Raw genomic sequence first — 12908 nt, 5'->3', positions numbered from 1 at the left:
ATCTTCGCGGTTGAGTTCGTTGATAGCCAGACCCATTGCGACACGCATATAGAATGCTTGCGGTAACTCGAAGCGGGTGCCGTCATAGTGAATGAAGTAACGGTCATACAATGTTTGCAGGCCGAGGTAGGTGAAATCGAAATCCAGTTCGGGTTTCAGTGCTTTACCCAGACGCTCCAAATCAAACAGTGCCAATTCTGAATCGACCAGTTCTTTTTCAATGGCAGTGTGGATGTAGCTCTTGAAGTAGTCAGGGTAGATATCAACCATTTCATTTTGTGCCGCTTGTTTTGGCATCTTATAAACGAAAGACAGTGCTTCACGACGGATACCGTCCATCAGCAGGCGAGCAGCCAAAACACTGTAGGCGGGATCTTTTTCGATAAATGTTCGTGCACCCATAACCAAGGCTTTTTCAACGTCGGCCTCTTTTACGCCGTCGAAAAGGTTACGTTGTGTGTCACGCAAAATTGCTTCACGGTCAACTTCTGCCAGGCCTTCACAGGCTTCAGTAATCAAACCGTGCAGACGATCAATGTCCAGCGGCTGGCGACTTCCGTCAGCCAGTGTGACATTCAGTGTTGTCTCGTTAGCTGGTTGTGGATGTTTCTTTTCTTCTTCAGCACGTTTTTCGGATTGCTTTTCACGATAAACCACATAGGAGCGAGCGACTTTGTATTCACCTTCACGCATCAGCGCCAGTTCGACCTGATCCTGAATATCTTCGATGTGAACCGTGCCACCTTCATCCAGTCGACGCAGCAAGTTATCCGTGACCTGGGCAGTCAGTTTTTTAACCGTATCGTGGATTCGGCGGCTATCTTGCGCAGCGTCACCTTCGATGGCCAAAAAAGCCTTCGTAATTGCCACGGCAATTTTGCTGCTGTCAAAATCCGTTACCTTACCGTTACGACGGATAACGCTGTAGCCGCTTTCCGCGGAAGAGGGGGTATGTGTAGTTTGTGCTGGTTCGCTCGCCATAGTGAAATCCCTGCTTTTGTTAGTGTGTTCAAAAATCACAAAACCACTAGAGGTTGTGGTTGTGAAGTGATAGAACCACAAGATAGTGTGTTTTTTAAGTCTTGGCAAGTGGAAAAGTTGCACATAAATTGTGCACTTTTTGTGGATAACTTATGGGTGATCCGGAGCTAAGCTAACCCCGATGGGCGATCACAAGTTTTGTGCGTTTTTGGTGCCTCAAAATTATTTTTTTATTAATTTTTTTTGCACAAAAAAAGACCCCGTTGAAGAACGGGGCCGGTAATCATACTGAGACCGTTTTTAGTAGACAAGTCCCATAGACAGATAATTAATTAAATCTCGTTGAACTAGAGCGTTTCTGTGACAGAAACTGCAACAGGCTTAAGCAGTTGGCGCGCACGTTCATTATCTTCGAATTCTTTTGTTTGAACGATCACAGCCCACTGATCATGCTCACAGGCCTCTAAGGTCTTCGTGATTAGCGGATCATGGTCCGGTCTCAAAGAAACAGCACCTGCGACAATTAAACCGAGAAATAGACCGATGAGACCCAAAGCTAAGTGCGTCAAGAGCGGACTCGATTGGGCAAATGTCGGGCCAAATGTTGAGGTCAGGCTGGCAATCAACAGACCTAATATTAAACCCATGCCACCAAAAACAACGTGAGACGTTAGTAAGACTTTGCCTATAGCACTGGTTTCTGGTTCGATTTTGTGGCCAGCCGCACGGTCATGGGGTCTGACAATATTGATCTGTCCTGCTGAGAAGCTCCCTTTTTGCATTAATAGCTTACGTGCTTCGTTGGCAGATGCCTCATCGTTAAAAATCGCAGCAAACTTACCGTGAAATTTTTCTCTATTAATTGTGCTTTCCATATTATTTGCTCCTTTGTTGGCTTATAAAACTGTCGCCTACATAAAGAGTGACAAACAATATCCTTGAGATATCCTTATGTTTTAATTAGCAATATACAGATTAGCGATGACTGACCTGGAACACCCCGACGAGTTGACTGAGTTTACGGGCAGTATTTCTGACCATGACAGAACGCTGTTGCAATGCGTCGATGGCATGTGTCATCAAACCGGCAGAATGACCAACATCACGCGCAGTGGAACCGTGTAACTGACTGTTTTGATCCAGCTGTTTAATGGTGGCAAACATTTGTTCGACCAGCGCATGTAATTGGGTGTTTTCAGATGAGGCCTCTTCGGTTTTACGTAAACTGCGATCGACATTATTAACGCCGCTTTCCATGAACTTGACGGCTTCTAGTGTTTCAGATTGGATGGCTTCGATCATTTTCTGAATTTCTTCGGCAGAGTTCGCGGTGCGTGAGGCGAGTCCTCTGACTTCTTCAGCTACAACGGAGAAGCCGCGACCATGCTCGCCGGCACGTGCAGCCTCAATCGCTGCATTCAAGGCCAATAGATTGGTTTGATTGGTGATTTCAGAAATAACACCGATGATATTACCGATTTCAGCAGTGCGTGTGTGCAGGCTCTGAACTGCTTTGGCAGACGTTTCCACAACATCCCGAATTTCCTGGGTGCCACTACGCACCGATTCAAACTGGATTCGTGCTTCCTGAACCACTTCGTCCATGGCTTGTTTCATTGACTCTGCCGTCGTTGAGGCATTCCCGATATCCTGGATTTGAGCTTCTAATAACTGCAACATTTTATCGATGGCAGCGGCGACTTCATTTGAGACATGAAACGCTTCACGATTGGTTTCCAGCATGGCTTCATTGGTGTGACTGACATTACTGCTTGTCGTAATCACCTGACCCACAATACCGTCGAGATTATCAATGAAACTATTTATCCATCTGCCCATATCGCCTGTTTCGTCATTTGCCATACGGTTACTGTCCATTCGCTGAGCAAGGTTTCCTTCACCCTCAGCGATGGTTCGGATAACTTCGGTCATTTCATCCAGTCTGTTTGCCAGTGGGTTGGTGGTGAACTTTTTATATACTGCGGCAATGAAAACAATCATTGCGGCCGTAATCGCATTGATGATGAGATCCTGTAAGCCCGTGAACGCATGTAAGCTGGCATTAACGCCTAACAAGGCAAACATAGCCATAACAAAACCTTTCATCAGGCTGACATTGATGGATCGGCGGCGATAAACTTCTTCCAAGTCACCTTCACACATCATGCCCCAGCGATCGGGTGATCCCTTGAGTTGGAAGGTAACGCCTTTGCCAATGACCGGAATATGCCGGTAGTCAGAGTATCCCGGATACGTGACAAACAAATTATTTCCGTTACGGATAGTTTCTCTGACACCGGGATGCAGTTGTCCTGTAGCCGGATCAGTAAAGCGAATTTCAAATTCGGTGTGTCGTTTTACACCCACTGTGCCCCATTTAGTGTGAATGCCGCTTTTCAGGTTTTCACCGTGTGAGAAGGTATTGTCCTCGAAACGAGAACGGGAGAGGGCAATACCCTGTTGATAGGCCGGTTCAAAACGGGACTCAACCATGAAAATGTAATTATCACCAGACTCAGTGTAGATGTGGCCGGCTTCCCGCTGAATCAGATCGCCCAAAACATCATTGGGCACTCGTCCACACACCGCGCCGATAGTTTCCCCTTCACGTTTAAGGGGCTGATAAAACATTAACGTAACTTCGTCATGAAATTTGGAGCTAGATGGACCGACTTTTAGGGTCATGTTATCGACATAGGGTCCATGCAGAAATGCGTCATTCAGACCTTTGTCCACTGCCTTGCTGGATAGATCTTTCATACTGATATGTTGCGGGTACGTGGAGTGGATGACAGTGCCCTGAGTATCAATAACAAATAACTCAGAAAAATCAGGTGCAGCAAGCATTCTGTCTTGTAAGACTGTGGTGTCAATGTCAGGGAAGTTATCGATTATCTGTTCAGCCAGCAATTCCATCTGATCCCAATGGCTGGAAGCCCATTGTTGGAGGATTTTTACCCGTGTTGCAGCAATTCCCTCAAAGGTTTTTTCAACGGCGCTGTAATTATGCCGGTTAAGAAAACAGGAACGACCCATAGCCAATTTGCCTGTCTCACCAAACCACGGCAGCCATCGTTTTTCACTTTGGCTCAAATTCATTGAATGACTTTTCAATACGTTCACGTTCTACCCCCATAGATTTACAAGTAATCTGTGAGCAAACGTTGGGCCAATTCATAAGCTGATGTTTATAAAAGGGATTGTTCAATAGACATAAAAAAGGACGCACGTCAGTGGTGCGTCCTGTTAGATTTCTCTATTCAATCTGAACCAGAATAGGGCTTAGAGAAAGATTTTAGAATGTTGATTTTAAACGCGTATTTAAAGTTCCAATATAGCTTCTTGGACTTCTTCAAGATGTTGTTTCACTTTGACCTTACGCCATTCATTTTTCAATATGCCATTGGTGTCAATCAAAAATGTGCTGCGATCAATACCCATATACTCACGGCCATAAAGCTTTTTGAGTTTGATAACATCGAATAAATTACAAACCGTTTCATCTTCGTCTGATAACAAGTCGAAGGGGAAATTCTGTTTTGTTTTGAAATTCTCATGTTTGCGCAGACTGTCACGGGAAATGCCGACGATAACGGTGTTATTATTGTTGAAGAAGTCGATGTTATCTCGAAAGTTCTGGCCTTCAAGTGTACAACCCGGTGTATTGTCTTTCGGGTAAAAGTAGATAAGAATATTTTTACCTTTATGCTCTGACAGACGAAAGGTTTTGTCGCCAGTGCTGGGGAGCTCAAAGTCAGGTACGGGTTGGCCAAGTTGTACTTGTGTCATCTAATCTTCCTGTTTTAAAACGATTTGATAAAAAACGTACCTTACACAATACAGTCTGATCTTGTCATCAACAGGCAGGCAAAGTACCATGCCTGTTATTTTTTCGGAGTCCTTAATCTATGTTTAGCGGCAGTATGGTAGCTCTTGTCACACCCATGCGAGCAGATGGCTCTCTGGATGATGACAGCCTGCGAAAGCTGGTCGAGTTTCATATCAGCCAAGGCACAGATGCCATTGTCGCTGTTGGTACGACCGGTGAATCTGCAACCTTGAGCGTTAATGAGCACACGGATGTCATTCGCAAAGTGGTTGAATACGTCGATGGTCGTATTCCTGTTATTGCCGGGACAGGTGCAAACTCCACATCAGAAGCAATCGAGCTCACACAGTCAGCAAAAAATCTCAATGTTGATGCTGTGTTACTGGTAGCACCTTATTATAATAGGCCTACTCAGGAAGGCATGTACCTTCACTTTAAAGCGATTGCCGAAGCAGTAGATATCCCTCAGATCCTATACAATGTTCCGGGACGCACAGCCTGTGATTTATTGCCGGAAACGGTGGGTAGATTGTCTGAAATTAAAAATATCATAGCCATTAAAGAGGCTACTGGTGATGTATCACGGGTTCAGCAAATCAAACAATTATCAGTGGATGATTTTGAACTCTATACCGGTGAAGACTCAAACACAGTCGACTTTATATTGGCCGGCGGTGTGGGTGTTATCTCGGTGACAGCGAATGTTACACCAGCTCTGATGCATGAGATGTGTGTGGCTGCTTTGAACAATGATGAAGAAAAAGCCCGAGAAATAAACCAAAAAATGGTAGCCTTACATCAATTTTTATTTGTAGAAGCTAACCCTATTCCTGTTAAATGGGCGTTATCGGAAATGGGAATGATCCCAGAAGGTATTCGCCTACCAATGACGGTATTGTCGGAAAAATACCATCAGTCGGTACGTGAAGCCCTCATTACGGCGGGTGTTCTAAACTAAAATAAATGAGTGAACTTTACTAAATGAACGCGAAATTATTTAAACAAACATCGCTAGTCGTCATGATGTCGGCTGTCTTGAGTGGCTGTGGTGCCTTTTCTACATTGGATGAAGTGGTTCCAGACAATACCCAGAAATACCGCAAGGCTGAAACAATGCCAGCGCTGGATGTGCCGCCTGATCTGAGTACAAAACGTATCAACGATGACATCGCAGGTAGCGACGAAAGCACAGCAACCTATTCCGAATTTGAAGAAGCCGCTAATAATCCATTGGCAGCCAGATACAACGTCACGCCAGATAAAAAACCTTCTTTATCAGGTGAAGGCCGTAACCGCCACTTGGTCGTTCCTGGTGAACGTGAAGTCACCTGGCAACGTATTCAGGAATTCTGGGCCATGAAAGGTATCGAAATTGACCGTATTGACGGTCGTATCGGTCTGATGGATACCGTTGAAGATGCCGATGGTTATGCCTACCGCATTCGCTTAGAACGCGGCGACACATCGAAAATGTCAGAAGTATATTTAAACGCAACTGATGAAACGCAAGCTAATGCTCAGAAGAACGAAGCTATGCTTCGCCAATTAGCCGAGTATTTAGGTACGCTTTATCAGGAAGACGTAGCTAAGATCGAAGCACAAAAACCAGCCCCTATTCCTGAAGAAACAGCGCAAGTGTTCCTGATGGACGATGCAGATGGTCAGCAAAGTCTGGTTATTGAACAAGACTATCAGACAGCATGGCGTCGTGTTGGTCGGGTTCTGGACAGCAAAGGTTTCGCTGTTGAAGATCGTGATCGCAGTCGTGGTTATTATTTTGTGCGCTACATTGATCCATTTAAGCAAGCTGAACAGGAAGAAGATGGTTTCTTCGATGGATGGGCTTTCTGGCGTGATGATGCTGAGGAAAACCCTGATGAGTACTACTACATCAAGATTCTCTCTGAAGCCGCAGACACTCGCGTTATGGTGTTGGATGCTGAAGAAAAACGTACGTCCAGCGATACAGCCAAACGTTTGCTTAACCTGATTCAGGAACAACTCGCACCATAATGCGATTTGCTTCCCTCGGTAGCGGCAGTCGAGGTAATGCAACGCTAGTCACGTCAGGAAAAACCACGTTGATGATCGACTGTGGTTTTTCTGCGCGTGAAGCGGTAAACCGTCTACAACGATTCAATATCAGTCCCGAGTCTCTCTCTGCCATATTAATCACGCATGAACATGCGGATCATATGGCCGGGGTCAGAGTCATGGCGCGTAAGTTTAATCTACCTGTCTACACAACACCGGGTACGGCGGGCTGTTTGCCCGTTGATGTTAAAAAATATATTCGTGAGTTTAATTGCCACGAAAAATTTTTTATCGATGATATTGAAGTAGAGCCCTATCCTGTTCCTCACGATGCACGTGAACCCAGCCAGTTTGTTTTTTCTAATGGTGCTGTAAGACTTGGTTTATTAACCGATGTCGGCTCGATTACGCCATTGATTGAAAACACACTTTCTGGATGTGATGCCTTGTTACTTGAAGCAAACCATGACATGACAATGCTGGAACAAGGGGAATATCCACCCCATCTCAAAAGGCGCGTAGCTGGCAGACTTGGTCATCTTAATAACGTGCAATCTGCGACATTACTTGAGAAAATTGACACGTCACGACTTCAGCATATTATGGCTATGCATATTTCTGAAAAAAATAATTGCCCATCGATAGCAGTGCCTTTACTCGCTGATGCATTGGGATGTGAACAGGACTGGATTGGTGTCGCGCACCAGGATGCCGGCTTTGACTGGCGTGAAGTAAATAACCGTTAAGAGACTTCAAATGCAAAAGAAAAAAGAACTCTACTCCGGCAAAGCTAAAAGCGTCTTTGCTACTGATGATAAAGATTATGTTGTTTTGAGCTTTCGTGATGACACCTCAGCATTTGATGGTGAGAAAGTTGAACAGTTGAGTCGTAAAGGCGAAGTGAACAACAAATTTAATGCCCACATCATGCAGTACCTATCCGATAACGGTATTCCAACCCACTTTGAAAAACTGTTAAACGACACCGAATCACTGGTAAAAAACATGCAGATGATGCCGGTTGAATGTGTGGTCAGAAATGTTGCCTCGGGAAGTCTGGTTCGTCGTCTTGGTGTGGAAGATGGCATGGAACTTAACCCACCAATATTTGAATTTTTCCTTAAAAATGACGCGCTTCATGATCCGATGATCAATGAGTATCACATCGAAACATTTGGCTGGGCAAAATCAGAAGATATAATAAAAATGAAAGAGTTAACCTTTAAAGTTAATGTTCTTTTGAAGAAGCTTTTCAGCGATGCCGGTATGATTCTGGTTGATTATAAACTGGAGTTTGGCTTGTTTAATGGTGATGTCTATCTGGGGGATGAGTTTAGTCCGGACGGTTGTCGACTCTGGGATGCTGAAACCCGGAAAAAACTGGATAAAGACCGTTTCAGACAAGGATTAGGTGGTGTCATTGAGGCCTACCAGGAAGTTGCGCAACGTATCGGTGTAAAACTCTAGGTCATGCTAGCTCGGTGATCGTTTGAAAACGATCGTATGCAAAAGCTGGTTTGGTGAATTTCACGACATTTGAATTTAATGGGTGAGAAAAGTGTCAACCTGTACATTCGATCAATGCTTGAAAACCTATGCAAAAACCAAATAAACCAGCTAATGACAAATCAAGAGTTTTCACCCTCAGGTCGTTAGACCTATTAGACACGAATAAAGAAGAGCGGTTTGATCGGCTGACGCGGCTTGCTATGCGTATTTTCGAAGTGCCAATAGCGTTAGTCAGTCTAGTGGACGAAAATCGACAATGGTTTAAATCATGTCAGGGATTGAGTATTTCAGAAACCTCGCGCGATGTCTCTTTTTGCGGCCACGCTATCTTGGGTGACGATGCTTTTGTTATACAAGACACCCATCAAGACCCGCGTTTTGACGATAACCCCTTTGTCATTAATGAGCCCTATATAAGGTTTTATGCAGGCTATCCGATAACTTATGTCGAAGGCACCAAGCTCGGTACATTGTGTTTAATAGATCATAAACCACGCCACTTCAGCCAACGAGAAAAACTGATTCTGAAAGAGTTAGCTGAGCTTGTAGAGCATGAAATTCATGCTACTCAAATAGCCACTATGGATGAACTCACCGAAATCTATAATCGTCGAGGCTTTCTCTCTGCAGCGAACCAAGCATTAAATCTTTGTCGTCGTGAATCGGTTCCTGTGAGCTTAGTGTTCCTGGATTTGAATAAATTCAAACAGGTTAATGACAACTTCGGTCATGAAGAAGGCGATAATGTTTTGAAACAATTTGCAGAAAACTTGAAGCAGGTCAGCAGACAAACCGATATTCTAGGAAGAATCGGCGGTGATGAATTTGTTCTGTTATTGCCCAATGCGCTCGATGCTGAAGTAGAAAAAATTCTGCTTCGATTTGCAGACCTTATTGAAGAGGTTAATCAGGCGCTTACGCTTGATTACAGAATTGCTTACTCTTATGGCTCAGTGACTTTCGACCCGGAAAAGCACCAAGGTCTGGAAGATCTTCTCGTTGCAGGCGATCAGCTGATGTATCAGCGAAAACGTAAAACACAAAGTAGTTAAATCTGTTCACAGGAGCTAATCTGTGACTTGCCAGTCGATCGATAGACCCGCACGCAGAGGTACCAATGTTGAATCAGAAAACTCAAGCGTTTCAGGCACAGACCAACTTTGTTTATTTAGTGTGATTGTGTCGGTGTTTCGGGGTAACTGGTAAAAATCAGGGCCATTAAAACTGGCAAAAGCTTCTAACTTGTCCAGCGCATCGGCCGCTTCAAACGCTTCAGCGTAGAGTTCTATGGCTGCATGCGCGCTGTATATTCCGGCACAGCCACAGCTGTTTTCTTTACCCTCACGTGGGTGTGGTGCGCTGTCTGTGCCCAAAAAGAATTTGTTGCTCCCACTGGTCGCCGCTTCAATCAGTGCTTGCTGGTGCGTATTGCGCTTTAATACTGGAAGACAATAATGATGCGGGTGGATGCCACCCACAAGTAAATCATTTCGGTTTAATAGCAAGTGATGTGGTGTAATAGTTGCCGCAATATGACCATCAGCTTCGCTGACAAACTGCGCGGCATCGGCGGTGGTGATATGTTCAAAAACCACTTTTAACGATGGAAATTTATTGAGTAAAGGTCGCATGACTTGATCAATGAAGACTTTTTCGCGATCGAATATATCGATATCCGAACTGGTTACTTCACCATGTACTAGCAGTGGCATACCGCATTTCTGCATTTCTTCCAAAGCTGGTGTGCAATTCTTTAAATCAGTGACACCGGCATCAGAATTCGTGGTTGCACCGGCAGGGTAAAGTTTGACAGCATGAATGAACCCACTTTCTTTGGCGCGTTGGATTTCTGATGCTGAGGTGTTGTCAGTGAGGTACAAGGTCATGAGTGGCTCAAACTGACTGTCAGTAGGGCGGGCAGACAAAATACGCTTACGGTACTCGCCAGCCATAGCTGTTGTAGTAACAGGCGGCCTTAAGTTAGGCATGATAATGGCTCTTGAAAAGAGGCGAGCCGTATCGGGAACGGTTCGGTTTAAGGCCAGATCGTCGCGCAAGTGGAGATGCCAGTCATCAGGACGGGTGATACGAAGTTGGGTCAAATTTGTGTTAGTCATAACCGCGAATTATGCCACAGCTAATGAGTTAAGCCGAAATAGTTGTGATCCTCGCTCGAGTGGCAACAGCGCTGGTTCTTGACCTTATCATGCATTACAAGTAACTTTACACGTTTGATGTTTTTAAGCTTCGCGTGAAGTGATTAAGAGGGAAACTCGTGGAATTAAGCGGTGGTGAGATATTAGTACAATGTCTCAAAGATGAAGGTGTCGAATACCTGTTTGGGTATCCTGGTGGAGCCGTGCTTCACATCTATGATGCGATATACAATCAGGAGGGTGTGAATCACATCCTCGTCCGCCATGAACAAGCAGCAACACATGCTGCCGATGGCTATGCACGTGCTACAGGAAAGCCTGGTGTGGTCTTGGTTACTTCAGGTCCCGGTGCAACCAACGCGGTGACGGGTATTGCGACAGCGTATATGGACTCCATTCCAATGGTGGTTATTACTGGGCAGGTTGCTACTGCAAATATTGGTAGCGATGCTTTTCAGGAAGTTGATTCTGTCGGTATCACACGTCCTTGCGTAAAACATAACTTCCTCGTAAAAGATATTAACGATCTGGCTGAAACTGTCAAAAAGGCGTTTTATGTCGCCACAACAGGCCGTCCCGGTCCGGTTGTTGTTGATGTACCTAAAGACATCACGGATCCAAATATTAAGATTCCGTATCATTACCCGGAAAGCGTTCAAATGCGTTCCTATCAACCAACCTTGAAGGGGCATACAGGCCAAATCAAGCGTGCAGTTGATCTGCTTCTTAGCGCTAAAAAGCCGATGATTTATAGCGGTGGTGGTGTGGTTTTGGGTAACGGTTCAGATGAATTGCGTAAATTCGTACGTAAGCTAGGCTACCCGATTACCAGCACGCTGATGGGCCTGGGTGCCTATCCTGCGAGTGATGAGCTGTTCCTCGGTATGTTGGGCATGCACGGTACCTACGAAGCGAATATGGCAATGCATGACTGTGATGTTCTGATTGCGATAGGCGCACGGTTTGATGACCGCGTAACCGGTAAGATCGCAGAATTTTGCCCACACGCTCAAATTGTTCACATTGATATCGATCCATCGTCCATTTCAAAAACCATCACAGTGGATGTGCCTATCGTTGGTAACGTGCCGGATGTGTTACAGGAGATGAATCTTCTGTTGGACAACGACAAGAAAAAACCCAATCAGAAGGCGATTGATGATTGGTGGAAAACGATTAATGGCTGGCGTAGCAACAAATGCATGTCTTATGATCGGAACAGCGATAAGATTAAGCCACAGATGGTAATTGAGATGCTGCATGAAATTACGGAAGGTAATGCCTACGTAACATCAGATGTCGGTCAGCATCAGATGTGGGCTGCTCAGTACTATGGTTTCGATGAACCCAACCGCTGGATAAACTCGGGTGGTCTCGGCACGATGGGCTTCGGGCTGCCTGCCGCAATGGGCGTTCAGTTAGCTTACCCTGATGACGTGGTTATTTGTGTTACCGGCGAAGGCAGTATTCAGATGTGTATCCAGGAGCTGTCAACATGCTTGCAATACGGCTTACCGGTCAAAATCGTAGCATTGAATAACCGATACCTGGGTATGGTGCGTCAATGGCAGGAATTTTTCTATGAAAACCGCTATTCGCATTCTTATATGGAATCGTTACCTGACTTTGTAAAACTGACTGAAAGTTATGGTCATGTCGGTATCCGTATCGAGCGTCCGGAAGATTTACGTGCCGAACTGGAGCGTGGCTTTGCGATGAAAAATCGTTTGGTATTCTTCGATATCGTTACAGATCAAACTGAAAACGTGTATCCGATGATTGCACAAGGTAAGGCACATAACGAAATGCATATGTCACCGCATTGTGTGCCACCACAAGATCCAGAAAGGGAGCTGTCATAACATGCGTCACATTATCTCCATCCTGATCGAAAATGAAGCAGGGGCGTTGTCGCGTGTGGCTGGTTTGTTTTCTGCCCGTGGTTACAATATTGAATCACTAACAGTGGCACCAACTGAAGATGCCTCTTTGTCACGTATGACGATTGTCACCACTGGCACGGATCGCATTATTGAACAAATTACCAAACAGCTGAATAAGCTGGTTGATGTGGTTAAACTACTGGATCTCACTGAAGGTCCTCACATTGAACGTGAAATGATGCTGATTAAAGTCAAAGCATCAACAATGGCGCAACGTGAAGATGTTAAGCGGTTGTCGGATATTTTCCGAGGACACATCATTGATGTGACATCTTCCACCTATACCATTGAATTAACGGGCGATGTGACCAAGCTGGATGCATTTATTGATGCACTGGCTGAGCATAAGATCATTGAAACAGTCCGTAGTGGCGTTTCAGGTATTGCCCGCGGCGAAAAAAGCCTACACCTGTAATTCGATTATAAAATCGCTTTTAGAAAAAAACTAAGGATCTC

The 12908-nt window shown here is 45.0% G+C and carries 12 protein-coding genes; 7 read left to right on the top strand and 5 right to left on the bottom strand.

The features are described 5' to 3' along the window. The 4 genes from ACTF5U_RS01660 to bcp all read right to left on the bottom strand — a co-directional run. A partial coding sequence (locus tag ACTF5U_RS01660) for an ATP cone domain-containing protein (RefSeq protein ID WP_438969892.1) occupies window positions 1-981 on the bottom strand: 981 nt, incomplete at its 3' end. A gap of 347 nt (window positions 982-1328) precedes the next feature. Further along, on the bottom strand, window positions 1329-1856 hold the full coding sequence (locus tag ACTF5U_RS01655; protein WP_438969891.1) for a hypothetical protein: 528 nt from the start codon (window positions 1854-1856) through the stop codon (window positions 1329-1331). Between the two features lie 100 nt (window positions 1857-1956). Beyond that, entirely contained in the window at window positions 1957-4080 is a 2124-nt protein-coding gene (locus ACTF5U_RS01650; protein ID WP_438969890.1) for a methyl-accepting chemotaxis protein, read from the bottom strand. Between the two features lie 222 nt (window positions 4081-4302). After that, complete coding sequence (bcp, locus tag ACTF5U_RS01645; protein ID WP_438969889.1) at window positions 4303-4770, bottom strand: thioredoxin-dependent thiol peroxidase; 468 nt, start codon at window positions 4768-4770, stop codon at window positions 4303-4305. Between the two features lie 119 nt (window positions 4771-4889). Here bcp and dapA point away from each other — a divergent pair, with 119 nt between their 5' ends. The 5 genes from dapA to ACTF5U_RS01620 all read left to right on the top strand — a co-directional run bounded on the left by dapA (window position 4890) and on the right by ACTF5U_RS01620 (window position 9405). Next, window positions 4890-5768, top strand: a complete 879-nt coding sequence (gene dapA / locus ACTF5U_RS01640) for a 4-hydroxy-tetrahydrodipicolinate synthase (protein WP_438969888.1) — start codon at window positions 4890-4892, stop codon at window positions 5766-5768. A 23-nt stretch (window positions 5769-5791) separates the two neighbouring features. Continuing rightward, complete coding sequence (gene bamC / locus ACTF5U_RS01635) at window positions 5792-6823, top strand: outer membrane protein assembly factor BamC (protein WP_438969887.1); 1032 nt, start codon at window positions 5792-5794, stop codon at window positions 6821-6823. Further along, window positions 6823-7590: an MBL fold metallo-hydrolase gene (locus ACTF5U_RS01630; RefSeq protein WP_438969886.1), complete on the top strand. Its 768-nt coding sequence runs from the start codon at window positions 6823-6825 to the stop codon at window positions 7588-7590. Before bamC ends, ACTF5U_RS01630 begins: the two co-directional genes overlap by 1 nt. Before the next feature lie 10 nt (window positions 7591-7600). Beyond that, on the top strand, window positions 7601-8311 hold the full coding sequence (gene purC, locus ACTF5U_RS01625; protein WP_438969885.1) for a phosphoribosylaminoimidazolesuccinocarboxamide synthase: 711 nt from the start codon (window positions 7601-7603) through the stop codon (window positions 8309-8311). 128 nt (window positions 8312-8439) lie between these two features. Next, entirely contained in the window at window positions 8440-9405 is a 966-nt protein-coding gene (locus ACTF5U_RS01620; protein ID WP_438969884.1) for a diguanylate cyclase domain-containing protein, read from the top strand. 15 nt (window positions 9406-9420) lie between these two features. On the opposite strand, the gene pyrC is transcribed toward ACTF5U_RS01620, so the two are convergent. Continuing rightward, window positions 9421-10470, bottom strand: a complete 1050-nt coding sequence (gene pyrC / locus ACTF5U_RS01615) for a dihydroorotase (protein WP_438969883.1) — start codon at window positions 10468-10470, stop codon at window positions 9421-9423. 158 nt (window positions 10471-10628) lie between these two features. Between pyrC and ACTF5U_RS01610 the strand changes: the two genes are divergently transcribed. Together ACTF5U_RS01610 and ilvN are read left to right on the top strand one after the other, a co-directional pair. Continuing rightward, entirely contained in the window at window positions 10629-12371 is a 1743-nt protein-coding gene (locus ACTF5U_RS01610) for an acetolactate synthase 3 large subunit (RefSeq protein ID WP_438969882.1), read from the top strand. A 1-nt stretch (window position 12372) separates the two neighbouring features. Further along, window positions 12373-12867 (top strand): acetolactate synthase small subunit, encoded by a 495-nt coding sequence (ilvN, locus tag ACTF5U_RS01605; RefSeq protein ID WP_438969881.1) that lies wholly within the window; start codon window positions 12373-12375, stop codon window positions 12865-12867. Window positions 12868-12908: the final 41 nt, after the last annotated feature.

The sequence above is a fragment of the Methylophaga sp. genome (assembly GCF_965655755.1).
Classification (GTDB): Bacteria; Pseudomonadota; Gammaproteobacteria; order Nitrosococcales; family Methylophagaceae; genus Methylophaga.
Note: the sequence above shows the minus strand (reverse complement) of the source record. Positions and strands in the feature narration are given on the sequence as shown.